At 40.6% G+C, this 24,678-nt stretch carries 24 protein-coding genes and 3 tRNA genes; 8 read left to right on the plus strand and 19 right to left on the minus strand.

The genetic code is table 11. The annotated features are described in order from the left end of the window. Positions 1 to 3 precede the first annotated feature (3 nt). Both SANK73390_RS15715 and SANK73390_RS15720 read right to left on the minus strand, forming a co-directional pair. Positions 4 to 79, minus strand: a tRNA-Thr gene (locus SANK73390_RS15715). Between the two features lie 11 nt (positions 80 to 90). Beyond that, positions 91 to 166: transfer RNA gene (locus SANK73390_RS15720), tRNA-Phe, on the minus strand. A gap of 275 nt (positions 167 to 441) precedes the next feature. On the opposite strand from SANK73390_RS15720, the gene SANK73390_RS15725 reads away from it, so the two are divergent. Then, entirely contained in the window at positions 442 to 3,231 is a 2,790-nt protein-coding gene (locus tag SANK73390_RS15725) for an ATP-binding protein (protein ID WP_462767128.1), read from the plus strand. A gap of 83 nt (positions 3,232 to 3,314) precedes the next feature. Here SANK73390_RS15725 and SANK73390_RS15730 read toward each other — a convergent pair whose 3' ends face one another. The 4 genes from SANK73390_RS15730 to SANK73390_RS15745 form a co-directional block, all read right to left on the minus strand. Next, a complete protein-coding gene (locus tag SANK73390_RS15730) occupies positions 3,315 to 3,497 on the minus strand; it encodes a hypothetical protein (protein WP_261592153.1) in 183 nt (60 codons plus the stop codon). A 130-nt stretch (positions 3,498 to 3,627) separates the two neighbouring features. After that, a complete protein-coding gene (locus tag SANK73390_RS15735) occupies positions 3,628 to 4,758 on the minus strand; it encodes a sodium ion-translocating decarboxylase subunit beta (protein ID WP_462767130.1) in 1,131 nt (376 codons plus the stop codon). An 8-nt stretch (positions 4,759 to 4,766) separates the two neighbouring features. Further along, positions 4,767 to 6,554, minus strand: coding sequence for a sodium-extruding oxaloacetate decarboxylase subunit alpha (gene oadA, locus SANK73390_RS15740; protein WP_462767132.1), 1,788 nt, complete (start codon positions 6,552 to 6,554; stop codon positions 4,767 to 4,769). Between the two features lie 12 nt (positions 6,555 to 6,566). Continuing rightward, a complete protein-coding gene (locus SANK73390_RS15745) occupies positions 6,567 to 6,803 on the minus strand; it encodes an OadG family protein (protein WP_462767134.1) in 237 nt (78 codons plus the stop codon). Positions 6,804 to 7,209: 406 nt separating this feature from the next. On the opposite strand from SANK73390_RS15745, the gene SANK73390_RS15750 reads away from it, so the two are divergent. Then, positions 7,210 to 7,674 carry a YcxB family protein gene (locus tag SANK73390_RS15750; RefSeq protein WP_462767136.1) on the plus strand — a complete coding sequence of 155 codons (465 nt, stop codon included), beginning with the start codon at positions 7,210 to 7,212 and terminating at the stop codon, positions 7,672 to 7,674. A 38-nt stretch (positions 7,675 to 7,712) separates the two neighbouring features. On the opposite strand, the gene csrA is transcribed toward SANK73390_RS15750, so the two are convergent. From csrA to SANK73390_RS15785, 7 genes are all read right to left on the minus strand, one after another. Then, positions 7,713 to 7,904: a carbon storage regulator CsrA gene (csrA, locus tag SANK73390_RS15755; RefSeq protein WP_063359311.1), complete on the minus strand. Its 192-nt coding sequence runs from the start codon at positions 7,902 to 7,904 to the stop codon at positions 7,713 to 7,715. Between the two features lie 101 nt (positions 7,905 to 8,005). Beyond that, positions 8,006 to 9,208: an aspartate kinase gene (locus SANK73390_RS15760; RefSeq protein ID WP_462767138.1), complete on the minus strand. Its 1,203-nt coding sequence runs from the start codon at positions 9,206 to 9,208 to the stop codon at positions 8,006 to 8,008. 3 nt (positions 9,209 to 9,211) lie between these two features. Next, positions 9,212 to 11,815, minus strand: a complete 2,604-nt coding sequence (gene alaS, locus SANK73390_RS15765) for an alanine--tRNA ligase (protein ID WP_462767140.1) — start codon at positions 11,813 to 11,815, stop codon at positions 9,212 to 9,214. A gap of 4 nt (positions 11,816 to 11,819) precedes the next feature. Next, entirely contained in the window at positions 11,820 to 12,284 is a 465-nt protein-coding gene (locus tag SANK73390_RS15770) for a regulatory protein RecX (RefSeq protein ID WP_261592146.1), read from the minus strand. Next, the gene (locus SANK73390_RS15775) at positions 12,284 to 13,081 is read right to left on the minus strand and encodes a BPSS1780 family membrane protein (protein ID WP_462767144.1); all 798 of its coding nucleotides are present in this window, start codon (positions 13,079 to 13,081) and stop codon (positions 12,284 to 12,286) included. Before SANK73390_RS15775 ends, SANK73390_RS15770 begins: the two co-directional genes overlap by 1 nt. 95 nt (positions 13,082 to 13,176) lie before the next feature. After that, complete coding sequence (locus SANK73390_RS15780) at positions 13,177 to 13,803, minus strand: GTP cyclohydrolase II (RefSeq protein ID WP_462767147.1); 627 nt, start codon at positions 13,801 to 13,803, stop codon at positions 13,177 to 13,179. Positions 13,804 to 13,924: 121 nt separating this feature from the next. Next, positions 13,925 to 14,431 (minus strand): DUF3087 domain-containing protein, encoded by a 507-nt coding sequence (locus tag SANK73390_RS15785; RefSeq protein WP_462767149.1) that lies wholly within the window; start codon positions 14,429 to 14,431, stop codon positions 13,925 to 13,927. 126 nt (positions 14,432 to 14,557) lie between these two features. Between SANK73390_RS15785 and SANK73390_RS15790 the strand changes: the two genes are divergently transcribed. Genes SANK73390_RS15790 through SANK73390_RS15800 form a run of 3 tightly spaced genes read left to right on the plus strand, consistent with a single transcriptional unit; the run spans position 14,558 to position 16,353 of the window. Then, positions 14,558 to 15,190, plus strand: a complete 633-nt coding sequence (locus tag SANK73390_RS15790) for an energy transducer TonB (RefSeq protein ID WP_462767152.1) — start codon at positions 14,558 to 14,560, stop codon at positions 15,188 to 15,190. Between the two features lie 37 nt (positions 15,191 to 15,227). Continuing rightward, positions 15,228 to 15,773 carry an RNA polymerase sigma factor gene (locus SANK73390_RS15795; RefSeq protein ID WP_462767155.1) on the plus strand — a complete coding sequence of 182 codons (546 nt, stop codon included), beginning with the start codon at positions 15,228 to 15,230 and terminating at the stop codon, positions 15,771 to 15,773. Then, positions 15,763 to 16,353 (plus strand): hypothetical protein, encoded by a 591-nt coding sequence (locus tag SANK73390_RS15800; protein WP_462767157.1) that lies wholly within the window; start codon positions 15,763 to 15,765, stop codon positions 16,351 to 16,353. The genes SANK73390_RS15795 and SANK73390_RS15800 overlap by 11 nt, the downstream gene beginning before the upstream one ends. On the opposite strand, the gene SANK73390_RS15805 is transcribed toward SANK73390_RS15800, so the two are convergent. Further along, positions 16,350 to 17,726, minus strand: coding sequence for a Na+/H+ antiporter NhaC family protein (locus SANK73390_RS15805; protein ID WP_462767159.1), 1,377 nt, complete (start codon positions 17,724 to 17,726; stop codon positions 16,350 to 16,352). The genes SANK73390_RS15800 and SANK73390_RS15805 overlap by 4 nt on opposite strands. 225 nt (positions 17,727 to 17,951) lie before the next feature. Here SANK73390_RS15805 and SANK73390_RS15810 point away from each other — a divergent pair, with 225 nt between their 5' ends. Further along, positions 17,952 to 18,800, plus strand: coding sequence for a MurR/RpiR family transcriptional regulator (locus SANK73390_RS15810; RefSeq protein WP_462767162.1), 849 nt, complete (start codon positions 17,952 to 17,954; stop codon positions 18,798 to 18,800). Here SANK73390_RS15810 and SANK73390_RS15815 read toward each other — a convergent pair. From SANK73390_RS15815 to SANK73390_RS15825, 3 genes are all read right to left on the minus strand, one after another. Next, positions 18,797 to 19,939 (minus strand): exo-beta-N-acetylmuramidase NamZ family protein, encoded by a 1,143-nt coding sequence (locus tag SANK73390_RS15815; protein ID WP_462767165.1) that lies wholly within the window; start codon positions 19,937 to 19,939, stop codon positions 18,797 to 18,799. The genes SANK73390_RS15810 and SANK73390_RS15815 overlap by 4 nt on opposite strands. Before the next feature lie 283 nt (positions 19,940 to 20,222). Further along, positions 20,223 to 20,726, minus strand: a complete 504-nt coding sequence (locus tag SANK73390_RS15820) for a hypothetical protein (protein ID WP_462767167.1) — start codon at positions 20,724 to 20,726, stop codon at positions 20,223 to 20,225. A gap of 241 nt (positions 20,727 to 20,967) precedes the next feature. Further along, positions 20,968 to 21,273 carry a hypothetical protein gene (locus SANK73390_RS15825; protein ID WP_462767169.1) on the minus strand — a complete coding sequence of 102 codons (306 nt, stop codon included), beginning with the start codon at positions 21,271 to 21,273 and terminating at the stop codon, positions 20,968 to 20,970. A 692-nt stretch (positions 21,274 to 21,965) separates the two neighbouring features. Here SANK73390_RS15825 and tnpA point away from each other — a divergent pair. Next, complete coding sequence (gene tnpA / locus SANK73390_RS15830; RefSeq protein WP_462767172.1) at positions 21,966 to 22,166, plus strand: IS66 family insertion sequence element accessory protein TnpA; 201 nt, start codon at positions 21,966 to 21,968, stop codon at positions 22,164 to 22,166. 231 nt (positions 22,167 to 22,397) lie between these two features. Here the strand turns inward: tnpA and SANK73390_RS15835 are convergent, their stop codons facing one another. Continuing rightward, positions 22,398 to 23,372 carry a transposase gene (locus SANK73390_RS15835; protein WP_462767174.1) on the minus strand — a complete coding sequence of 325 codons (975 nt, stop codon included), beginning with the start codon at positions 23,370 to 23,372 and terminating at the stop codon, positions 22,398 to 22,400. A 305-nt stretch (positions 23,373 to 23,677) separates the two neighbouring features. Here SANK73390_RS15835 and SANK73390_RS15840 point away from each other — a divergent pair, with 305 nt between their 5' ends. After that, positions 23,678 to 23,995: a hypothetical protein gene (locus tag SANK73390_RS15840; RefSeq protein WP_462767176.1), complete on the plus strand. Its 318-nt coding sequence runs from the start codon at positions 23,678 to 23,680 to the stop codon at positions 23,993 to 23,995. Positions 23,996 to 24,475: 480 nt separating this feature from the next. On the opposite strand, the gene SANK73390_RS15845 is transcribed toward SANK73390_RS15840, so the two are convergent. Continuing rightward, positions 24,476 to 24,552, minus strand: a tRNA-Arg gene (locus tag SANK73390_RS15845). Positions 24,553 to 24,678 lie beyond the last annotated feature (126 nt).

Genomic DNA, 24,678 nt, shown 5'->3' on the forward strand with positions numbered 1-24,678 from the left:
AAATGGTGCCGACTATCCGAGTCGAACGGATGACCTACTGATTACAAGTCAGTTGCTCTACCAACTGAGCTAAGTCGGCGCACCTAAAAATGGTGCCCAGAGGCGGAATCGAACCACCGACACGAGGATTTTCAATCCTCTGCTCTACCGACTGAGCTATCTGGGCGTGCGGCGTATTAAAAGGGTTTTGCCCTTTTAAGTCAACCCTTTTTTTAAAACCTTTGTTTGTTTGCACAGTTTTCAGTCAGAGTGAACAAAATAGCGCTTCTTTGCTGAAGTTTTCATCGTACTAAAGTAGTTAGCCTCTAACTTCTAATTTTATATATATCTAGTCTACCTCTAAATACGGGGAGAAATTGTGCGAATTGAGTGTTAGGATTGAACTGCTAGAACACTTTGTGTCTATTCAACGATAAATCGTTAAACTGGAATACTTCAATAATGCAAAACTCTTCTCGAATAAAAGTATCAGGGTTAACCCCCTTAATTATTGCGACAGCGATACTAACTGGTGTCATTTGTGCGATTGCTAGTTATCTATTGCCCGCAAATAAAGTGGTGCCGCAACTTGATATACAAGCAAGTAAGTTATCAGCACCCGTTGCAAGCTTAATGGTTAAATCAAGTTTTGAAGACGCAAAGAAAATGCTTGAGAGTGTTGAGTACGCATCAAAAGACATTGAGTTCTTCTTATATAGTAGTACCGGAGTGAGTAAGCCAGAACTAATTTATCAATCATCACCAAACACGGTTCCCGCTTTATCGCGATTAGACACCATTTATAAAGAGCAAACGGTTGTCACACACCAGCCTCTTCATTTAGATGGCCAACTTGTTGGTGAACTTGTACTGCGTTATCAGCAGGCAAGCGCCTCCCCTTTATTTTGGTTAAGTTACCTTGGCTTTGCAATTGCCTTGGTCGTTGCAATTATTATGGCGTGGTTTAGCAATCGTTATATAAGTCGTGATTTAATCAAGCATAACCAACGATTACAAGATGAGTTACAGCACATCATTAATAATCAAGACTACAGCGCACATATTGACGCAAAGCTGGGCTTAGGGCTTGATAGCATAGCAACATTAATAAACAATTTGCTCGGTCAAATACACTCTGTCATTAAAAGCGACCAAGCTGTTCATAATGAATTAAAACAACTGCAAACAAGCTTGGAGACTGAAGTACAAGCGCGTACTTTAGCACTAGAAAAAGCGACGTTGAACGCTGAGCGAGCCAGCGAGGCCAAAACGACTTTTTTAGCAACAATGAGCCATGAGATTAGAACCCCGATGAACGGCGTGATTGGTACTATTGATTTACTCAGGCAAACAGAGCTTGATGGTGCTCAACATCGTCTTAGCACAATTATACGCGATTCAGCCTTTTCGTTACTTGGCATACTCGACGATATTTTAGACTTTTCTAAAATTGAAGCCGGTAAATTACAAATCGATAATAGCGCCTTTTCTGTAACAGAAACCATTGAAGAGGTGGCAAGAGTACTTTCTTCTGTCGCCAAGAAAAGAAAACTTGATCTACAGTTATCCATTGCGCCTGATATTCCTACCAATTTAGTCGGCGATACAGTTCGAGTTAGGCAAGTTTTATATAACCTTTGCAGTAATGCGATTAAATTCACCAGCACTGATGAAGAAAAACAAGGTTTCGTGAAAATATCAGTAGAGGTGGCACAAAATACATCAGAACACTACACACTAAGGTTTACCGTCAATGACAACGGTAAAGGAATGAGCCAATCACAATTACGAGAAATTTTTAACCCCTTCATTCAAGCCGAAGGCACTATTACACGAGAGTTTGGTGGTACAGGTCTTGGTTTATCTATTTGCAAAAGCTTAATTGAATTAATGCTTGGTTCAATAAATGTGACTAGTGATGTTGGTATGGGCAGTGAATTTGTTGTTGAACTTCCCTTTAGTGCAGAGGGCCAAGTAAAGCATGCCAACAAAGCCGTGTTAAATAAAAAAGAAGCTATCATCATCACTGACGATCATGATAGACAAAAAACTTTGCATCGCTACCTATCTTTTATGGGCGCTAACGTAGCAGCCCTTGGTACCTCAGATAATATGGATGACTATCAACAAAAACACTCTGTCATATGGGTGCTAGATGGCCTAGAAGGCATGGAAAAGGTCAATGTACTGCTACGCTCATTACTGTATTCAATAGAGCACAATAACCAGCAAGTTGTAGTACTCAGTACGATGGACGAAGCCGCAATTAATCATAAAAATATTTTTTATTTAAATGCGGCACCACTATGCAAAACGAGCTTTATGACAGCTATTTTAGTTGCTGCGGGTTTACACAAACCAAAACAGTTAAAACCTAGCCGTACATTAAATGATTATTTAAGCGTAGAACAAGCCAAATCTGAGAATAGGCTGGTACTGCTAGTTGAAGATAATATTCTCAACCAGCAAGTATTAACTGATCAGTTACACCTGCTAGGTTATGGTGTAGAAGTTGCTGAAAATGGTGAACAAGGTTTAGAGGTATGGAAAAGCGGTCACTACCCTATCATTTTAACTGACTTACATATGCCAAGAATGTCAGGTTATGACATGGTAAAAGCAATACGAGACCTTGCCGAACAAAGCGACGATATTAATGCACAGCCATATATTATCGCCGTTACTGCAAACGCATTAAAAGGTGAAAGAGAGCGCTGCATAAGTGCGGGGATGAATGATTACATTACCAAGCCTGTGGAGCTAAATGTACTTGAGAGTACCTTACTGAAATACCTTAATACACTACCAAGTCACCAGCCGTCTGATATAAATAGTGACAACCCAGATACGTTGCTTGATGCGGTACCAGAAGATATTCAAACCCAAAGCATATCACCCATTAATTTAGATACACTTAGTAAATATGTAAATAATGACGAAGCAAAACAACGTCGCTTTTTTAAGATGTACTTAGAGCAAAGCGCTCAACTTACTCGGGAGATATATGGTGGCGTTATCTCATGCGAGCAAACAGCGATTATTGAGTCTTGTCATCAACTCAAATCAATCTCTACCACCATAGGAGCTGAACTAGTAGCAACTATTGCAACTGAATTTGAAGCACAATGTCAGGAAAAAACACTCTCCTCTGATGAGCTAATTCAATATCGCAATAAACTAGATAAAGCCTATACACAAGCAACTGAGTTTATCCAAGACTACCTACAGTCATCAACTCCAACAATTGAATAATACAAATAAAAGAGGCGCATATTGTGCCTCTTACTATTCATATTTACCCATACTAGGGTAATTCATAGTCTTATCTTCAACATCTACCCTTCAAACCACAACATATAGAGTAGCCTTATCACCAATGACACCATTATAAGCGGTAATATATACTTGCTATAACGCTGCATTTTATGAAGCCCCATTTTGTGCTGATAGCGCTCTAACAAAGGTACAAGAATAAGCAAAGCGACGATTAAAGAGACTAATATAACGATAACATTCATGGTAGAGCGGCTCTAAATAAGATATACCATTGTTATATCATGATTTATCTAAACAAAAAAAGCGCAGCTTTCGCTGCGCTATCAGTTGGAAATAAATCGCTTTATGCAAACTTGAGATTAAAAAAGGTAATCAACCAACAAGCGCCAGTAGAATCCCAGCTGCAACCGCGCTGCCTAGCACTCCAGCTACATTTGGCCCCATTGCGTGCATAAGTAAAAAGTTATGCGGGTTAGCCTCTAAACCTACTTTATTTACTACGCGAGCAGCCATAGGCACTGCAGAGACGCCAGCGGCCCCCACTAATGGATTAATCGGATTGGTAGATAAGCGGTTCATTGCCTTTGCCATAAACACCCCTGATGCCGTGCCAATCGAAAATGCCAGTGCACCCAACACTAAAATCCCTAACGTTTCCACCGTCAAAAAATGCTCTGCAGCTAACTTTGAGCCTACTGCTAACCCTAAAAATATCGTCGTAATATTAATAATTTCGTTTTGTGCTGTATTACTTAACCTATCGACAACGCCACATTCTCGCATCAAATTACCCAAACAAAACATCCCTACGAGCGGTGTTGCTGCTGGTAAAAAAAGAATAGTTAAGCTTAATACCACCAAGGGAAACAAAATTTTCTCTTTTCTAGATACTGCGCGTAATTGTGGCATTGCAATACTGCGCTCTTGCTCTGAGGTTAAAGCCCGCATAATAGGAGGTTGTATAATTGGCACTAACGCCATGTACGAATATGCAGCCACAGCAATTGCACCCAACAGCTCTGGGGCAAGCTTAGAAGCTAAGAAAATAGCTGTGGGGCCATCTGCCCCGCCAATAATTGCAATGGCAGAAGCATCTTTTAGCGTGAATTCAAAACCCGGAATAAAATTCAACGCAATAGCACCAAACAAAGTAGCAAAAATACCAAATTGCGCAGCCGCTCCAAGTAATAGCATTCTTGGATTTGCGATCAGCGCACTAAAATCAGTCAGCGCTCCGACTCCCATAAATATTAATAATGGAAAAACACCACTATCAATACCAATGTAGTAAACGTAGTAAAGTAAGCCCCCAGGTTCTGATAGGCCCGCCACAGGAATATTTGTCAATATTGCACCAAAGCCGATAGGCACTAATAATAGAGGCTCAAACCCTTTCGCGATTGCCAAATACAATAATCCACAGCCAACCGCCATCATTATCAGTGCAGGAAAAGTTAAGTTAGCAAACCCCGTGGCCTGCCATAAATTTAGTAAGCCGTCCATTGTGCCCCCTACGACAGTGCCAATATTGCGTCACCCGTTGTTACCGAGTCACCTTCTTTTACCATGACCTGTGATATACAGCCAGAGTGGGTTGCTCGCACTTCAGTCTCCATTTTCATGGCCTCCATGATCAGCACCACATCCCCCTCTTCCACTTGATCGCCAGCTTTTACTTTGATTTTAAAAATATTACCAGCAAGAGGGGCGTTCATCGTTTCTGATGAGCTAACAGAAGCTGATTGTGGTATCAATTCGCTGTCTTTGACTTTTACTTCTTGTAACTCTCCACCTGGTGCAACAACAACATCATATACTTTACCATCTACCTGCACACTATAGCGCTCAGGTGCTTTTGTGGATGGTTTAGCTGATTGTTTGCGCGCTGAGGCATCATCTGTTTTCGACTTCACTAAACTTGGTTTTGGCTCAAAAGCATCAGGGTTATTTCTATTTTTCAAAAACTTCAAGCCAACTTGTGGAAACAAGGCATACGTTAAAACATCATCAATTTGCGACTCGGCCAGTTCAATACTTTCATCTTGAGCCAACTTTGTTAGTTCTGCCTCAAGACTATCTAGTTCCGGCTCAATTAAGTCAGCTGGCCTACATGTAATTACTTGCTCACCATCTAACACCCGTAATTGCAATTGAGAATTCATCTTTGCAGGTGTGGCTCCATATTCACCTTTGAGTACGCCTGCAGTCTCTTTAGTAATCGTTTTATAACGTTCACCTGTGAGCACATTTAATACAGCCTGAGTGCCAACTATTTGAGAAGTGGGTGTTACCAAAGGTAAAAAACCTAAGTCTTCACGAACACTAGGGATCTCTTTGAGTACCGCATCCAGTTTGTCTTCTGCGCCTTGCTCTTTAAGCTGATTTTCCATGTTGGTTAACATGCCGCCAGGTACTTGTGCTAATAAAATACGCCCATCAACACCTTTTAGGCTACCTTCAAATGCGGCGTATTTCTTACGCACTTCTCTAAAGTAACTTGCTATATCTTCCAGCCCAGCTAAATCTAAGCCGGTATCACGCGCCGTACCTTGAGTGATTGCAACCATTGTTTCGGTTGCGCTATGACCATAAGTCATACTCATTGACGAAATGGCCGTATCCAACATATCTATGCCGGCATCTATCGCTTTTTGATAAGTTGCCGTACTAAGCCCTGTTGTTGCATGGCATTGCATTGCAATTGGTATCGACACCGTGCTTTTCAATCCGCTAATAAGTTGCTCCGCATCATATGGCTTGAGCAAACCTGCCATATCTTTAATGCAAATTGAATGACACCCCATTAGCTCCAGTTTTTTAGCTTGCTCTAACCACATATCCAACGTATGTACAGGGCTTACCGTATAGGAAATTGTACCTTGAGCATGAGCACCCACTTTAATTGCGGCCTTAATAGCAGTTTCTAGATTGCGCATATCGTTCATCGCATCAAAAATGCGGAACACATCAACACCATTATGGTGGGCACGCTCTACAAATTTTTCGACCACATCATCAGCATAATGACGATAACCGAGTAAGTTTTGACCTCGTAGCAGCATTTGTTGCTTAGTATTAGGCATTGCTTCTTTCAAAGCTCGAATACGATGCCAAGGGTCTTCTCCTAAGTAACGAATACACGAGTCAAACGTCGCTCCCCCCCATGACTCAACGGACCAATATCCAGCCTTATCAAGTTGCTCAGCAATGGGTAGCATATCTTCCAAGCGCATGCGCGTTGCTAAAAGAGATTGATGCGCATCTCTGAGCACAAGCTCGGTAAGTTTCAATTGTGACATAGTAGACCCCTGTTATTTTTTTGTTCTGTGTTGTGCAATGGCCGCTGAAATAGCTGCAATATGAGCGTTAGGTATCCCTGTTGAGGATTTAGAAGGCGCACGATCTGATGTATCGCAGGTTAATTCCGGTCCAGCAAACCTTGCCAGATTTTTTACTGAAAGTATTAAAATTGATAAAAAAACAAATACGCCCACCATGCCTGTTAGCATTAAGTTGGCTGCCTCTAGCAATAAACTAACGATATCCATACTGCTCCCCTTTCTAAGCACACATTTTAATGCACCGATTTATTAATCGTTTTTTATAAATATTTATGCACCATCATAACAAATCATTTTGACATGTAAACAACATTGTAAATTGGTCTTACCAAAAAAGTTAATGTATCAATTTCATACGCTTAACTTAACCACCCTGTTTAATTTAACAAATTCGACCTATAAATATGAAAAATATTCAAAATAGCAACTAAAAATAAAACTAGCCAAACCAAAGAGAAACAGCATCAATTCAAAAATCCGTTAACAATAAATTGGTCTTACCAAAGGCATATTCAAGCCTCGTTTAAACCTCTTGATGGCGCATAATTGAATAGTGGCTTCATAGCCCTAATACGCTACAATAGCGGCCGTTTAGCGATGGTTGGAGTTATAAATGTTTACTGAAAAATTCACTCTAGATAAAAGCTACTTTGCAGAGTGTTTTGATGAGTCTGTGGCTTTTAGTGATAAGGCTAAACTTAAGTACCCGCTATTAATTTTTTTAATGTTCCTTGCTGTATTCTCATGGTATTTACTTAATAAACCTTATCTAGCGAGCTTTTTAGCTGTGATTGCAATATTGGAAGTTATTGCATTTACTTATAGAAGACCGTGGTGGATAACAAGGCAAATGTTAAGTAGAGCATCAGGTAGTATCGTCACATTACATATTGATAACGATGGCATAAAAGCGGTTAACCCATATAAAAAATACCATTTTTCATGGCTAGAGATCATTCAAGCAACTAATACTGACAAAGGCATAATTTTGAAGACTAAAAAAGGCATGCAGTATATTTCTAAGGCTGCAATTAGTAGTGAAGGTTATAGTTTCATTTTAGCAAAAACAAAAATATAGCCACTAGGTGGCTATATTTATCTTATAAGTTGAGCGGCTTACATATTGCCAGTCGAAGGGTTCGATTTCTCAGCCTGAATACGCATGTAAATTTCTTCACGGTGTACTGATACATCTTTTGGTGCATTAACACCGATGCGTACCTGATTGCCCTTTACACCTAGCACAGTTACGGTTACTTCATCACCAATCATGAGGGTTTCACCTACTCGACGAGTTAGTATTAGCATTCTCTTGCTCCTGTATTCCAATAATTAAAAGATTCCGCGTCAAAACCATTTTAATGAAAAGTGAGCATAAAAGTAAGCAAAAAACATAGCTTAGCTGCACTTTACGGCAAAAATGTTACATGTAATTGGTTAATTACGCTATGAAGCTGCGTTTCGGTCACCAAAATTGACACTTTAATTTGTGCCGTACTCATTAACTTTGGGGTAACTTGCTTATCTGCTAATACAGTTAATGACTTTGCCAATACCTCTGGCTGTGACTGAACCCCTAATCCAACTAACGAGATTTTTGCCATATTTAGCTCAAATACCACTTCATGAATGCTATGTGCAAATGGTTCCGACTGCAATAATGCCAAAACTGCTAGGTGATCATTGCTCTGCACTGTAAAAGCATAGCTTAAAATATCCACTTGGCGACTCAACTGGTGCAGCATATCTACTTCAATTTGTGATTTAGCTAATTCACTAATAAATTGAGCAAAAATTTTAGCTTCACTGGTACTAAATTGATAAAAAACAACATCTTTATTTGTTGCTATCCCAGTGACGGGATTATCAGACATGGGCGTTTCCTTAAAGCTTATCAAAGTACCTTCATCAGGTGTAAAGCTTGATAATACTCTCAATGGTAATTTATAGCGCCCCGCAGCTTCAACAGAGCGTAAATGAAGTACTTTAGCGCCAAGGCTCGCTAACTCAAGCATCTCTTCAAACCTGATTTGTGGCAGTCTTTTGGCCTGTTCAACCAGTCTCGGATCTGCGGTGTAAACACCATCTACATCAGTATAAATCTGGCATTCATCAGCTTGGATTGCACCGGCTATTTCAACCGCGGTGGTGTCAGTGCCACCTCGCCCCAAAGTCGTAACATTACCTTCTACATCACGACCTTGAAAGCCCGCTACAATAGCTATACGGTTATGTTCAAGTTCTTGCTTTAGGCGTTCTGTATCTATGTACTCAACACGTGCACGGCCAAACATATTGTCTGTTTTGATGGCAATTTGTTCAGCCAGTAAGCTCACCGCAGAATAGCCACGCTTAATAATAGCCATCGCCAACAATGCAATACTCACTTGCTCACCCGTGCTTAACAGTACATCGAGCTCTCTGGCACTGGGGGTTTCATCAATCTGAGTTGCTAAGTTAAACAAGCGGTTGGTTTCGCCAGACATGGCAGATACAACGACGACCACTTTATGGCCTTGTTGCTGAGTTTTAATGATAAGATCTGAGACAGCTTCGATACGCTCTATTGAACCTACCGAAGTGCCTCCAAATTTTTGTACTATTAATGCCACAGGTTACTGAGTTTTCTCAGTGACCCACTGGTTAACGCTCTCTAGTGCAGCGTCTAAGTTTTGCGGCTCACTACCACCGGCTTGTGCCATATCTGGACGGCCACCACCTTTACCACCAACTTGTGCTGCCATGTGATTAACCAGCTCACCCGCTTTAACTTGACCCACCAAGTCTTTTGTAACACCTGCTATCAGGCTCACTTTATCACCATTAGCAACACCTAATGCAATAACGCCTGAGCCCATCTTATTTTTTAAGTCATCAACCATACCACGAAGCGCTTTTGACTCTGTACCCGCTACGTTTGCAACCAGTAATTTAACGCCGTTTATTTCAACCGCTGACTCTAGTAACGAAGCACCCGCAGCACTGGCCAATTTATCGTTTAATTGTATAATTTGCTTCTCAAGACCTTTGTGCTTTTCAATCAAGCTTGTTACTTTATCAAGTACATTGTTTGAATCACCTTTTAATAAAGCTGCAATGTCATTTAATTGCTGTTCTTGTTCAACCACATAGTTAAGCGCGTCAGCCCCTGTGACCGCCTCAATACGACGAACGCCAGCAGCGATACCACCTTCAGAAACTATTTTGAATAGACCAATGTCGCCGGCACGCTTCACATGGGTGCCGCCACATAGTTCAATTGAATAGTCACCAATAGAGACCACGCGTACCTCGTCATCATACTTTTCACCAAACAGTGCCATCGCCCCTTTTTCTTTTGCAGCATCAATGTCCATAAGTTCAGTATTGAGTGCAAAGTTAGTGCGAATTTGCGCGTTCACCATTTCTTCAACTTCACGCAATTGTTGCTTGGTAACACCTTCAAAATGTGAGAAATCAAAACGCAAGCGATCCGCCATCACTAAAGACCCTTTTTGCGTTACATGGTCGCCCAATATTTGCCGTAATGCTTCATGTACTAAATGCGTTGCAGTATGGTTCTTTTTAATGTTTTCTCGGCGTTGCGCATCTATTTGTGCATCAACTTTTTCATTGATACTAATACGCCCTGTCACTGAACCATGGTGTGCAAAAGCATTACCTAATTTAGTGGTATCAGAAACGACAAATTCACCATTAGCTACTTTCAATATCCCTGTATCACCCACTTGACCGCCAGATTCCGCGTAAAATGGGGTACGATCAAGAACAACAATACCCTGCTGACCCGCTTCTAGCACAGATACTGTATTACCCTCATAGAATAACTCAATCACAGTACCGCTATAATGTTCAGCGTCATAACCTTTAAAATCTGTGGTTTTTTCTGATTTTAACTGCTCGTTGTAATCGGCACCAAACTTACCCGCTTGTTGTGCTTTTTTACGCTGTACTTCCATACATTCTTGGAAGCCTTTTTCATCAATTGTCATGAAGCGTTCGCGCGCCACATCGGCGGTTAAATCAGCCGGAAATCCATAAGTGTCATACAACTTAAACACCAGTTCGCCAGGAATAACATCACCTTTAATACCCGCTAAACTTTCTTCTAAAATGGCAAGGCCTCGGTCAAGCGTTTTGCCAAACTGTTCTTCTTCAATACGAAGTACTTTTTCAATAATGGCTTGTTGCTTGGCAAGTTCAGGATAGGCTTGGCCCATTTGCTCAATTAACGCAGCTACCAACTTATAGAAAAATGCCCCTTGAGCACCGAGTTTATTACCATGGCGCACAGCACGACGAATAATACGACGTAATACATAGCCACGGCCTTCATTAGAGGGCATAACACCATCAGAGACTAAAAATGCGCACGAACGAATGTGGTCCGCAACAACACGCAATGATTTATCTTCTAAATCTTGTGCATGTGTTACTTTTGCCGCAGCTTGGATCAACCCTTGGAACAAGTCAATTTCATAGTTTGAGTGCACCCCTTGCAAAATGGCAGAAATACGCTCAAGGCCCATACCTGTGTCTACCGACTGTTTAGGCAATGGCTCCATCGTGCCATCCGCATGACGGTTGTACTGCATGAATACCAAATTCCAAATTTCGATAAAGCGGTCACCGTCTTCTTCAGGTGTACCAGGGCGACCGCCCCAAATATGTTCACCGTGGTCATAGAAAATTTCAGAGCAAGGACCACATGGACCCGTATCGCCCATTGACCAAAAGTTATCAGACGTATCTATACGAATAATATTATCTTGTGCAATACCCACTTCTTTGTGCCAAATATCAAACGCTTCATCATCGGTATGATAAATAGTAACGAGTAGTTTTTCTTTTGGTAATTGCAAAACGTCAGTTAAAAACTGCCATGCAAACTTAATCGCATCTTGTTTAAAGTAATCACCAAAGCTAAAGTTACCTAGCATTTCAAAAAACGTATGGTGACGGGCTGTATAGCCTACATTTTCTAAATCATTGTGCTTACCACCGGCACGCACACATCGTTGAGAGCTGGTTGCTCTACTATAAGGACGGCTTTCTGCGCCTAAAAAAACATCTTTAAATTGCACCATACCCGCATTGTTAAATAACAAAGTGGCATCATTGCCCGGGATCAACGAGCTTGAAGGCACAACTTGATGTTGTTGTTTGGCAAAATAGTCTAAAAACGCTTGCCTGATCTGTGCGGTAGTCATGTGCTGCATGTGATTATTCACCCATTGTTGCTGCTTGCATTGCAAAATCTATTTCTTCATAGCTAAAACCACGATACATCATGTAACGAACGCGTTTAGCTTTGTCTTTATAATCGAGTTTATTTGGCGTACTGGCATATTTTCGGTTATACGTTGCCAGCGACAGCTCAAACCAGTCTATTTCCTGCGTTTCAATAAGCTGCATCAATAGGGCTCGATCAACCCCTTTGTTCCCTGCCTCGGCTAGCACTCGCTTAAGTCCTAACCCTTTGTTTATCTGCCTTCTTAAAAAGCTCTCACAATACCGATTATCATCAATATAGCCAAGTGACTCTAACCACTGGAGTAAATCTTCAATAAAGCTTTCGTCAGCTTGTTTAGCTTTGAGCTTTTGTGTGAGCTCTTTTTTAGAGTATTCCTGCCTACCCAATAACCAAAGAACATAGTTTTTAAGCTTTTGTTTTTCGCTGTCATCCATTAGGCGTCAAAGCGCCCATTCTGGCCTGATGTATTAGTATCACTTTGAACTTCATCGTTAGGTTGGCGTTCAGTAGGCATAAAAATAGCCTGAAAAGACACAAAAAAACTAATATAAGCTATCGGCATAATGACTAACAGTGGCACCATACTCAATGGCACGGCAGCCGCAATTAAGAGTCCAATCAGTAAACTATAAACACCTAATGGAGCCATATTAACAAAGAAAACTTGAAGTGATTGCCCCAGTGCTTTAAATATTCGTTTTTCACCTTTAAAAAATACAATAGGTAAAGCATAAGCAAATGCCATCATATTGACCGAATGAGCAATCACAAATAACATCACATCGGCCATTGAAATATTTGCCAAGATTGCACTAATAAGTTGCTCTGGCGACTGCTCCGGTGTGGCATTAACCATGATATTAACCGCATCTTCAAATAATAACCCGGCTGCCCAAGTTAGCACTATCACCACACCTAATTGATATAATCCTAAGCGAAACAAATTTAAGCGCCGCCCTTTGGCTGAAAATGCCGCTAATATACTGGCTAGAGAAATAACTTTACCCTGCTGCTTAGACAACACCGCTAAATAAAAACCTGCAGTCAAAAATGGCGCTGCAAAAGCCGCAAACAATTGCAGCGGCGGCATAGCCAGTGGTATTAAAGCCACTGCTATCATAAACACATGCATAATAATAAATGTCATGGGTTGGGTTTTAAAAATTTCCCATCCGGCTTTAAGCCACTGCACACCCATAGCAGCTTTAAAAACTCTAAACTTGGCAGACATAATAACTCTACGTTAGTAAAAACACTGTGATTATACCTATTAGAACGCAAAATGCGACCAACTGGCCGCACTTTAAAAAAGCAAAACTCGTCTATTTATTTAGGCTTGGAAACTTTTTTAATGTCGAGCATATGCGCGCCATGCTTAACCTTTGTTTCTAGGTAGCTTCGGTTACCCACAATACCCGCTTTAACATGTGCTTGCGTACCGATGACTGCTTCAACATCAATACCCGCATCTCGTAATGCATTAAGTTTATTTGGGTTGTTAGTCATCAACTTAACTTGTTTTAAACCAAGCGCCTTTAGCATCAATACCGCATCAGAAAAATCTCTTAAATCATCAGCAAAGCCAAGGTGATTATTAGCTTCATAAGTATTCATCCCTTGTGACTGCAAAACATAAGCATCTATTTTATTATAAAGACCAATGCCTCGGCCTTCTTGGCGCAAATAAAGTAGCACGCCACCTTGTTGATGCATGCTTTCGATACATTCATTTAATTGCTCACCGCAATCACAACGCGAAGAATGAAACACATCTCCTGTCAAACACTCTGAATGCATTCTAATTAAAGGAGTAGCTTGCGCCTGATCTGCTTTGTTGAATATCAATGCGACATGCTCTTGGCCATCATTAAGACCACTAAAGGAAACTATTTCCGCAGGAATATGACTCTGTTGCCCTACGTTTAACTGCACTCTCGCTCTTACTTCTGCCACGACTTGTCAGACCTTAAAAAAACATTTATGTGATAATATCACAATTTTATGATGTTAATATAGATATGGTACCCAAAACTTCTAAAAACAAGTGACGAGTACGCTTTAAAAAATAACCTAACTAAAAGTTCTTGAGTGAAGATTCATCATACTGAGCTAAATCCAACTGCACCTGATAACGACTTGCCAAGGTATCTAGTTGTGCTTGCCAAATGCTCAAATCATCCAAAGTAATGGTGTTGTCATCAAGCTCCCACAATTGTTTCGAGCCACTATAACTAAACTGCATCGCTAACATAGCATCAGCATCGCCCTCTTGGGCTGCTTTTTTTAACTTAGCCATTTTACGCGTTACTTTGTTTAGCGACTGTTTTAGCTCCCAAACATAATTCACTTCATACATAAATGAATGAGTGCGATACTTTTTCAAAACTAAGGCTATTGCAACAACACTGACAATTACCCCCAGTAAGTTCCAATGAAAATGACTGCCGTCGGCATCTGGGAATATTACAATCAAGGCCTGTGCAATACCTAAACTTCCTGTGGCCAACGAAGCTACGCATGCCGCAATAACTTTATTTAAATGGTTGCGGTAGCGTGCTTTATCAATCTTTTTTAACTGCATAATGACCCCTTATCGACAAGCCACTATTGTATCGCTTTCTTGCGCAGAAAAGAATTTTAAAAAATATTCACCCCTTATTAAATTCTGCGCCGTTATACAAAGGAGACAACCAATAAGGATCACGCTATGCAAAATATTGCGCTTCAACCAAGCCCATTCAATTACAAAAAACTCACCAGTGCCTTACTTGGCAGCACCTTAATGACTGGCGCTGCGTTTGTATTGATGCAGCAATTAATCACTCAAGATAATATTCGTCCCCCAGAAAGTAAGTCATACCCTGTCGTAGCAATTGCACAAAATAGAGAAGATAGCCCAACGGAGGAAAAAACCAGATTACCACCTCCTCCTAAAGTGCAGCCACCTCCGACTCGTTTAACGAATGAAGCCACACCAAACCCAAGCCTGACCATGGCAACGGCATATCGTCCGAGTATAACAACGCCTAAAGTCGGTATTTTAGCGCCAACATTAATGCCAACAGAAGGGAGCGCGATGCCCATTGTTAGAGCCGAACCCAAGTACCCGGCCATTGCTGCACGTGATGGCATTCAAGGCTGGGTAAAACTTACCTTTGCCATATCACCCACAGGTGAAGTCACAAATATCAATGTACTTGACGCACAGCCAAAACGAACTTTTAACCGCGCTGCCATCGCAGCACTAAAACGTTGGAAATATCGCCCTAAAATAGAAAATGGCCGTGCTGTTTTACAGACTAACCAAAATGTTGTGTTAGAGTTTAAATTAGCTCAGTAGTAATTAGCTGGGGCATATTGCCCCTAAGAGAGTGCCTATGCTTATAGCCTTAAAATCTTGGTTGGTTCACAGCGATATACCTGATGATGCCCTTTTAGCCTATAAAAAAAGTGGTGATCATAAATACTTAGAGCAACTCATTGATATGTATAGCCAAGACCTATATTACTTTTTACGTAGCCACTCAAATACCGAGCTAGCACAAGATATATGTCAAAAAACATGGCTTATTACTATGGAAAAGAAACACCTATACCTGCAACAGCAATCAGCTAAAGCTTGGCTATTTACTGTTGCGCGAAACGCATTGATTGATGAATTGAGAAAGCAACGACGTGTTTGCGAGCTGGATGAGCACACGTTAGTTGATAGCACACCCACCTCATCAACAAACAATCAGCTTAATGCTGCTATAGCACAATTGCCGTTTTTACAAAAAGAAGCGCTCACCTTACAGCTTGAAGCATTCTCTTTAAAAGAAATTGCACAAATCACGCACTGCAATACCGAAACCATTAAAACGCGCTTACGCTACGCAAAGCAACAGCTCAAACAAGTACTTGGAGAAAACCATGAACGATGAGCAACTCAACCAACAGTTAAAACAAGAATTCGCAAAGCAAAAGAGCCAAAACCGCCTAACTAAAGCGCAATTAGCGCACTTTAAAACGGTATGTAAAAAGCCAAAAAACAACGCTATTTGGCCAAAAATGCAATGGCTGTGTGCCAGTATTGGTGCTGTTTTTTTAGCTTATCTTCTATTTAGTCAAAACCAGAGCACCGTACCACCTGTTTACGCTCTAGACTTAAATAATTATCAACAGGTTGAAGTGCATAGTATAGAAGACGGCCAGTACCGTCTGTCATTCACAGCAAAGAAACAACAATTAGATCAAGCAATGGTACAAGCAGCTCAAGTTATTAAAAATGCTTATCAAGGGCATGGGCGGTTAATTGAAAAGCAAACAGATAAATGGTTTATAGCAGATTGCAAACAGCAAACGTTATTAGAAATTAACACTGAGTTAGTCGCAAAGTTAATTGATAAACATAAGGTTAAAACCCAAGCCGTAGGCACACTACTGGCGTTTAAGAGAAACCCACAAGGGCAGCTTATTAGCTTATCCGCCCTTGAAGCTCACAGCACTGAGCAATGTGGTTAAATCATCACCACACTGGCGATGAAGAAGCATACTAATGACAACGCTCCGCCGACTAATGCATAAGGCAACTGAGTTTTTACATGAGTTAGTAGATCACACCCAGATGCCAATGCTGAAACCGCACTCGTATCTGAAATTGGAGAGCAGTGATCACCAAAAATACCGCCACTTAAAATAGCACCCATCACCAAAGCTGGAGGCAGGCCTAATGCTTGAATAAGCGGAACACCAATGGGGATCAAAATAGCAAAAGTGCCCCACGATGTGCCTGTGGTAAACGACATAATTGCCCCCGCTAAAAACAGCACTGGTACAATAAAGTATATTGGAAGATAGTCACCCACTAATGATGCGACAAACACACCTGTACCTAGCTCTTTTAAGCTCGACCCTAAGGTTAAAGATAAAAGTACAATAGTCACTAAAGGTAGTAGCTCCCCCATCCCTTTAAATCCAACATTTACTAGCTCATGGTGATTAAAGCGCTTTGCACTAAGTAATAAAATATAAGCTAGTGCAGTTGCTAAAACCGTGGCATAAAGTACCGATTTAGAGCCACTTCCTTGAGCCAAGACCCCGCCCCCAGTCCAAAACATAAAACCAATCATTGAACCCACCAAAGTCACTAATGGCAGTAGCATAAATCGCGCTTTAGTCGCTTTTGGCCCAGCATCAAGTACAACTTGTTGCTTCTCAAGTTGCTGCTCAGCAACTTTCATTGGGCCATGCACCTTATCAAATACTATCGTATACAACACAATCAACAGCGCAATAATGGCGTAAAAATTAAACGCAACGCTACTCCATAATATGCTTACTGCTGATTGTTCTAATTCATAATTACTTAACAGCCCAAGTATGTAAGCTCCCCAGCCGTTGAGTAAAATAAGAATACAAACTGGCGCACTGGTACTATCAATAATATATGCTAGGCGTGCGCGGCTCATTTTGAACTTATCAAATAACCCTCGAGAGACAATACCAGAGGTTAATACACTCATATTTGACTCAATAAACACGGCAGTACCTGTAAACATAGTGAGCAGGCCAACTTGCCTTTTACTCTTCGCCACCCCTTTATTCATCAACATATTGACAGTTGCTGCAACACCACCGGATTCTCTGATGTATGCCAATAAAGCTCCAATGATCAAACTAAAAATTAAAATTCGACTATTACCTGCTGATGTCACCACACTCACAATGCGTTCAATACTGTTGACAGGTGTCATCATAAGTTGACTATAATTATGTTGCATAAGCAACAAAAATTCAGAAGAAATCAATGCTAATATCAGCGCTAATATTACTTCTTTTCGCCAGAACACCACTAAAATTGCAATTAATGGTGGCAAAATTGAATACCAAGTCATATTTTCCCTTATAGCATAGCCAGTTAGTCATGTTTATTAAGGTTTAGTAGCTTAAAGTGTTCACCATTAAAAACAAGGCCTCTACCACCTTTATAATCATAATGACAACTTATGTACCCATAATAGTTAAATATTATGAAAAAACACAATAATTGATGCACTGACTATCACTGCCGATTATTTGAACCTATAATAACTACAAACAAGTAACCATAAAGTATCGAAATGTCGACATTTGTAAAAATAAAAGCGCTCAAGCCCAGCCTTTCAAGCAGCGAAGCGAAGTTGGCTGATTTCACTCTCAACTCGGGGGCAAAAATCCGCTCTTTGTCTTCTGTTGAACTGGCAAGACAGGCGGGTGTAAGTCAATCAAGTGTGGTTAAATTTGCACAAAAGCTTGGTTATAAAGGCTTTCCAGCCTTTAAGCTTGCTGTAATTGATGATTTAAATTTACTCACAGTACAACCAGAAACCACATTGACTCAAATCACGCACACAGACCCCATTCATTCAATCGCACTCAAACTGCTATCTCATCAGCAAGGTATTTTGCATGAAACACATAAACTCAATGATGCAGAACAATTTGAGCAAGCGATTGTTGCACTAAAATCTGCAAGAAAAATATTATTATGTGCCGTGGGCGGTAGCTTTACCATGGCTCAAGACTTTGCGCTAAAATTGCAAAAAATAGGATTGCCAGCAATTGCTCAAACAGATGAGTTATCTGCGGCAAGTTACATGGCGACCATGGGTAAAGATGATTTATTAATTGCGATTAGCGACTCAGGCCAAAGCAAAGCCGTACTGCGAGTAGCCAGACAAGCAAAAAATAATCACTGTACCATTTTGTCGTTATCACGCTATGGCAGCAACCCATTAAACGAGTTGGCATGTATTAAGCTATTTAACGTTATTGGTGAAGAGCCAGTTAAACACGCCTCTATTTTAACACGTACTTCTCAAAGCTATTTAATTGATGTGTTATTTACTGGGCTCACCCAATCTAATCTACGCTGGCAAAAGCGGGCAGATAAAGCGAACGAGCACGTATACGATATACGCCACTCTTAACGCACATAAATTAGGTAAGGCTGTCGACGCTGTTTAAATACACTCAAGTCAGCCTGCCAACTTTGTTTTATTTGCTTGTAAGACATATTGTTTTTAATTGCGATACGAAGTTTATCCGTTCCCGCCAATTTATCCATAAACTGCTCATGTTTAAAAAATACCCGTCCACTTTTTGCAAATGCCTGATAGGCGTGGATAAACCATTTTAGGTTTAATCCATGCGTACTTTGCTTAGTTAAGTCTAAGCCATATGCAACTTTGCCATTAAGTTTTGGGTTTTGCGCCGCGCCTTTGATTGGCTTTGGCGTAAAACTAAAGTCACCTAGTTTAATTTTATCGTGACCAAACACCTGAAAAGGCATGTTTGTGCCACGCCCAACAGATACAGGAGTTGCTTCAAAGAAGCATAGCGATGGATATAACATGATAGCTTGCGAGTTAGGTAGGTTTGGACTGGGCTTAATTGGTAAATCATACGCCATACTAGCGTTATAATGAGCAACAGGGACGACTGTCAAAGCGAGTTGTTTGTCAACATCGAGCCAGCCTTCGGCATTTATCATATTAGCTAACTCCCCTACAGTCATACCATGTAACACTGGAATAGGATGCATACCCACAAAAGATTTAAATTCTGGCTCAAGTATAGGGCCATCAATATAGGCAATATTCGGGTTGGGTCTGTCTAAAACAATAAACTGTATTCCCTGCTCAGCCGCCGCTGCCATTACATAATGCATAGTACTGATGTAGGTGTAAAAGCGCACCCCCACATCTTGAATGTCAAAAATAATGGTGTCGATATCTTTTAAAACTTCAGCAGAAGGCTTCTTGCTTTTACCGTAGAGCGAAATAATTGGCAGCCCCGTTTTTGCATCTTTTGATGAGTCGACTTTAGCACCCGCATCATGATCGCCTCTAAACCCATGCTCTGGCGCAAAAACTTTGCGAACGTTCACGCCTTTTTCGAGCAAGCTATCGAGCAGGTGCCCATCTTTAGTTTGCGCCGTTTGATTAACCACAAGCGCAACACGTTGGTTATTTAATAAAGGAAGGTATTGATCGTAACGCTCAGCGCCAACCTCAATAGCATGGTTATATAAAGAAGTGAAAATGAGTAAAAATATTAGAAAACGCATGGGCTCTATCGGCTAAAAATTTGCATTTATGATGACGAAGCTAACAAAAAATGCAACCGAAACTGGCCACACAAAATTATTTTTTCAAAACCTGAGACATGGATAAAATACTTAATCTTTCAAATTTGAGTGACTATTGAGAGCGGCATTATTTAAAGGAGCAGAAAAGGTAATAAGCAAGACGAGGCGCTATTGTTTATTTTCAATAAGAACGTACGTTCCTAAATAAGTTATGAAACAAGTAACTTGACCCCATTGGTTTTTCGATTAATTCACGATTAACTTATTTGCCAATGCGCTTAAATTGCTCAAAATGAGGCAAATAACCATCATTTGGCTCTTGATAGTTTGGCAATGTCTCGTCTGGAAATAACACATCCCACACACAACGCTTCATCAACAACTTCAACATATCAGGGTGATACACATCTAATATCGACTCAACGTCACTAAACGCATGTGGGTAAAAGTGGTCCCAGCAGTCAAGAGCAGCCGACTGAACGCCTTCTTCAACATCATATTGGCGCTCACCATTTGAATTTAACCAATCCCAAAAGTCATTACCTTGTTGATAAGCAAATAGGAGTTCGTTACGTAACAGCCCTAAATCTATCCAGCCTGATTGAGCACGTTCTAATACTTCTGCTACACAGCATGTCAAAAAACCAAAAGGCAGATCGTAAACATCATCAACCCCTTCATAGTCATCAATATCAGGGGTTTCATATTCATATAGAAAGCACCCGAACGCACCTGGAATATTTGGAACATTAAATTTACTCACCATTCATCACTCCTTACTTGGATACATAGTATTACTCATGGGGTCCTGATATTGTTCAGAACTCATGGGGTCGCGCCTTGCCTTTTGCTGATATTGTTCAGAAGGTACTTCAATAATCATTATAAATTTAAGGAGCCTACCTATTGCTTCAAATTACTTTTCAATAAAAATGTGCGTTCCTAAATTAGTTATGAAACAAGCAACTTGACCCCATTAGTTTACCCCATTAGTTTTGTTAGCTGTCTCATTCAGGAGGATATACGATTTTATCTTTAGCATTACGCAAGCGCCTCCTTTCGTTTTCGTTTGGCAGTGGTTTCTCAGGCCTTTTGGGACAGTAATCACAATGAGGATCACCACACTTTTTCTCTAGCCAAATATTACAATATGCACAAAAGTAAGCATCAAATGTTTCCTGATATATTGCAGTCGCCTGACATGAGTGGCATTTAACTGCATTATTTTCAGGGATATATGCACGAGACAGAATACATCCATCAATTAAAAGGAAATCATTATCCTCTGCTTCTTGTATAAATTTATCATTCATATATTTGTACAGCTAACAAGCCTGTAGAATTACTCGTTTTAATTTATTTTTTATTGATGCCTCAACCATAGCTGAGTTCCTATTTTGATTCAATCGTTTAGTGGCTTTTCACTTTGATTCTCATTATGTTCTTTGAGGGGGGGATTATCGGTCTTAACAGCGGACTTTTGTGGCTTTATTTTGGGTAAAATGGCCCTGCTCTTCTTAATATATCCTGTTTTGTAGCTTTTCTATATTATGTACCAGACAAAAGCCAGTGGGGTCAGGTTGCTTGTTTCATCACTTATTAAGGTACAGGTATATATAAAAGTGATATAACTGGCTTATCTGGCTGATGCCTGAGGGACAAAAGATCCTGACCTTCGTCAGGATGACGATTAGCGGGCCAAGGATTACAATTAACTGGGCATATCTAGGAGAAGATTAGAAAGGGCAGTAAGACTAGAAAGTACAGTCACTTTACAAAGGTGCTTCAAGTAACTTCAGCAGAACATTGCATCATGCAAGGTAGTGCTTAATCTCCTCACTTTTTACCTTCTAATACTCATGTAAATCTTAATACCGAGCCATAACATTATCATTGTAAAATATGATGACATACCTCATATTCTGTAAGCGTCGCCTAAACCACACCTAGCCGCTGAAGCTACAGACTCATAAAGTAAAGCTCTTATCTCAATTTGGAGCATACTATGCCTAAACATAAAACCGCTGAGCAGTGGCAACTGCTTATAAAACAACATGCTCAAAGCAAGCTATCCGTCGCGGAGTTTTGCCAGCAGTATGAACTCAATACCAAAACATTTTATAATCAGCGTACTAAGTTGCGTGCTGAGCAAGCACCTAGTCAGTTTGTGGCTGCGATAGAAGAAAATTTGACGAAGAAAATTTGACGACGAAGAAAATTTGACAGCCATCGAAGAAAATTTGACAGCCATTGCTAAATTATCAAAAAACGAGTGTGTAAAAGCCAGTGCCTTTGATATTTTTACGCCAAAATTACTTCTTTACTACTATTTGTAGTTTTATCCTAGGGTTTTAAGTGGTAATTACAAAGTGTTAAGCACAGCATTGCTTACTTTGTCAGCATTATTGCGGTTAAGTTCTTTAGGTTATGGAGTAATTTAAGCGAGCAGCCTTTCACATTGACTGATGCCGGTTCGCCGTTTTACTTCTAAATGTGCGTAGAAGCCATCAAGCTTATTGGGCCGCCCTACTGCCCCTTTGAACACTTTGGTAAATTGTGTGGTGAGCTTTAGCCAATTTTCGGGCGCTATGATTAGTCGCTCTAAGATAGGAAGTGTGTGCTGCTCTATGTGCCCGCGTTTACCTTCTCGTATACAACGGCCTGTGAGTTCAACTAATTCTAAATAAGACTTTAACTCGAAGGGCAGCCCTTTGGGCATGTGTTTTCTGGGGCTGCCTGCAAAGCGAGCAAGTTGTTTGGGTTGTTTAGCGTCTTTGGCTGATTTAATTCGCTTTTGAACACTGGTGTGGTCAGAGTCTTCTGGTGTTTTTGCCATTTTAGCTCTGATGGGATTTAGGTCAACGTAGGCCATACATGCAGCCAGCGCCGCTTCATCAAGCAGAGCTTGCGATTTAAAACGCCCTTCCCAAAATCGGCCTGTGCAGTTATCTTCTTTATTGGCTTTTCTAGCGATATCTTCATTGAGTACGCGCATAAACCAGCTTATATCAGCAAGTCGAGTGCGGTAATCTGCAATTGTTCGATTTAAAAAGAATTGTTGAGCTTTATCCAGTTTTTCCCCTTGCAAATATTTTTGCGTAAGCAGTGTGCCTTTAAATAATTTGTGCCAACGAAGAAGTATGGCTTTATCATTCAGTCGCTTGGCTTTTTTATCATCCACATACAACACAATATGCGTGTGATTGCTCATCACCGCATAAGCACACACATCAATACAAAATACTTTGGCAAGCGCTAGTAGCTTATCTTCGACCCATTGCCTACGGTGCTCATAACTCTTACCAGTTACCGCATCGTCACCACACAAAAAAGCACGGCGAACACATCGTGAAATGCAGTGATAGTATTTAGTATCAACCAAACTGACCTGTCTTTTACGTGCCGTTGCCATGAGACTTGCCTACCTTTTATGCAGATAAATAAAAGATAGGCAATGAACAAAAAACATGCAAATAAAAGTGGGTGTCATGTTTATATCCATGTTTATATCCTTGTCATGTTTATATCCTAAGACAGTGCAACACAGCTTAGCCAAGCCATCAGTGAGCAAATTGTTTTAAACGAAAGCGAGAGTAAAACCGCGAGCCTTATCTCAGCATTAGGCAATAATAGATCGCCTGAGCATGAAGGGCTGATCACTGAGCATTTAACTAATAAAAGTGCACGCATCGAAAGGCATCTATTCGAGCACTAGGAATGATGCAAACAGCAAACGCTTACCAAAATTTAGAGCAGCACTTCTTTGACTCAACAAAGCGCAATACAAAAGCAGTCGTCAGTGCATTTGGAAGTTACCAAATGAGTGCCAAGGCCAACGATAGCGTACTTAATATCACCGTCAATGACAGCAATGATGCGATACGCTACGCTGCAATTTCAGCGCTTGCTAAACAAAACAATCAGGTAGGCATCAAGCCTACATTGCGCCAGGCTCTAACAAAAGAAACCTCACGACGAAACTTTAAAGCCATTGTTGAATTACTTCATGCAAAGGACGATAAAGAGCCTAATTAAATTAAGATGTAAATTAAAAAATGAACTAAAAGTATTTGTGGTGAACAGATATTTCAACCGAAAGATATCTGTTTACCAAGGGCAAGTTCATACATCTCTTAGATAAAACTTCGCTGACAAAATGGAGGGGATGGTGTTTGAAAGTAGTGTTGGATGGCACTTCGTTTATCTAACCTACTAAAAAGACAATCACAGCGCAAATTTCAGGCACAAAAAAACCGACTGTCTTTATTAGAGCGCGGGTTGATTGACCACTTCTAAAAGAAGTGGCGGACACGGGACTTTATTTATGAGAGTGGACCTTCGACCGCTTGGTTCGTAGCCATGTATTTTACTCAGGCTGAACTGAGCAATGAGTGGTGTTGGATGGCACTTCGTTTATCCAACCTACTTAAAAGACAAATACAACGCAAATTTTAGGCACAAAAAAACCGACTGCCTTTCAGAACATGTCGGTTGATTGCTCACTTCTAAAAGAAGTGGCGGACGCGGGAGGATTCGAACCTCCGACCGCCTGGTTCGTAGCCAGGTACTCTATCCAGCTGAGCTACGCGTCCGTATTTAAGTCTGTTTTACATCTTAACTTAAACGATGCCTCCTAGATTAACCACCTAGAGGAATTGGCGGACGCGGGACGTATCTTAAAAGAGTGAACCTCCGATATCCTGGTCTCGTTTCTCTTT

The organism is Pseudoalteromonas sp. SANK 73390 (genome assembly GCF_054966645.1).

Excerpts from the sequence above, each read along its gene's own strand:
- SANK73390_RS15725 (WP_462767128.1), top strand. The coding sequence starts at position 442 with ATGCAAAACTCTTCTCGAATAAAAGTATCAGGGTTAACCCCCTTAATT.
- SANK73390_RS15730 (WP_261592153.1), bottom strand. The coding sequence starts at position 3,497 with ATGAATGTTATCGTTATATTAGTCTCTTTAATCGTCGCTTTGCTTATT.
- SANK73390_RS15735 (WP_462767130.1), bottom strand. The coding sequence starts at position 4,758 with ATGGACGGCTTACTAAATTTATGGCAGGCCACGGGGTTTGCTAACTTA.
- oadA (WP_462767132.1), bottom strand. The coding sequence starts at position 6,554 with ATGTCACAATTGAAACTTACCGAGCTTGTGCTCAGAGATGCGCATCAA.
- SANK73390_RS15745 (WP_462767134.1), bottom strand. The coding sequence starts at position 6,803 with ATGGATATCGTTAGTTTATTGCTAGAGGCAGCCAACTTAATGCTAACA.
- SANK73390_RS15750 (WP_462767136.1), top strand. The coding sequence starts at position 7,210 with ATGTTTACTGAAAAATTCACTCTAGATAAAAGCTACTTTGCAGAGTGT.
- csrA (WP_063359311.1), bottom strand. The coding sequence starts at position 7,904 with ATGCTAATACTAACTCGTCGAGTAGGTGAAACCCTCATGATTGGTGAT.
- alaS (WP_462767140.1), bottom strand. The coding sequence starts at position 11,815 with ATGCAGCACATGACTACCGCACAGATCAGGCAAGCGTTTTTAGACTAT.
- SANK73390_RS15770 (WP_261592146.1), bottom strand. The coding sequence starts at position 12,284 with ATGGATGACAGCGAAAAACAAAAGCTTAAAAACTATGTTCTTTGGTTA.
- SANK73390_RS15775 (WP_462767144.1), bottom strand. The coding sequence starts at position 13,081 with ATGTCTGCCAAGTTTAGAGTTTTTAAAGCTGCTATGGGTGTGCAGTGG.
- SANK73390_RS15785 (WP_462767149.1), bottom strand. The coding sequence starts at position 14,431 with ATGCAGTTAAAAAAGATTGATAAAGCACGCTACCGCAACCATTTAAAT.
- SANK73390_RS15790 (WP_462767152.1), top strand. The coding sequence starts at position 14,558 with ATGCAAAATATTGCGCTTCAACCAAGCCCATTCAATTACAAAAAACTC.
- SANK73390_RS15795 (WP_462767155.1), top strand. The coding sequence starts at position 15,228 with ATGCTTATAGCCTTAAAATCTTGGTTGGTTCACAGCGATATACCTGAT.
- SANK73390_RS15800 (WP_462767157.1), top strand. The coding sequence starts at position 15,763 with ATGAACGATGAGCAACTCAACCAACAGTTAAAACAAGAATTCGCAAAG.
- SANK73390_RS15805 (WP_462767159.1), bottom strand. The coding sequence starts at position 17,726 with ATGACTTGGTATTCAATTTTGCCACCATTAATTGCAATTTTAGTGGTG.
- SANK73390_RS15810 (WP_462767162.1), top strand. The coding sequence starts at position 17,952 with ATGTCGACATTTGTAAAAATAAAAGCGCTCAAGCCCAGCCTTTCAAGC.
- SANK73390_RS15815 (WP_462767165.1), bottom strand. The coding sequence starts at position 19,939 with ATGCGTTTTCTAATATTTTTACTCATTTTCACTTCTTTATATAACCAT.
- SANK73390_RS15820 (WP_462767167.1), bottom strand. The coding sequence starts at position 20,726 with ATGGTGAGTAAATTTAATGTTCCAAATATTCCAGGTGCGTTCGGGTGC.
- SANK73390_RS15825 (WP_462767169.1), bottom strand. The coding sequence starts at position 21,273 with ATGAATGATAAATTTATACAAGAAGCAGAGGATAATGATTTCCTTTTA.
- tnpA (WP_462767172.1), top strand. The coding sequence starts at position 21,966 with ATGCCTAAACATAAAACCGCTGAGCAGTGGCAACTGCTTATAAAACAA.
- SANK73390_RS15835 (WP_462767174.1), bottom strand. The coding sequence starts at position 23,372 with ATGGCAACGGCACGTAAAAGACAGGTCAGTTTGGTTGATACTAAATAC.
- SANK73390_RS15840 (WP_462767176.1), top strand. The coding sequence starts at position 23,678 with ATGATGCAAACAGCAAACGCTTACCAAAATTTAGAGCAGCACTTCTTT.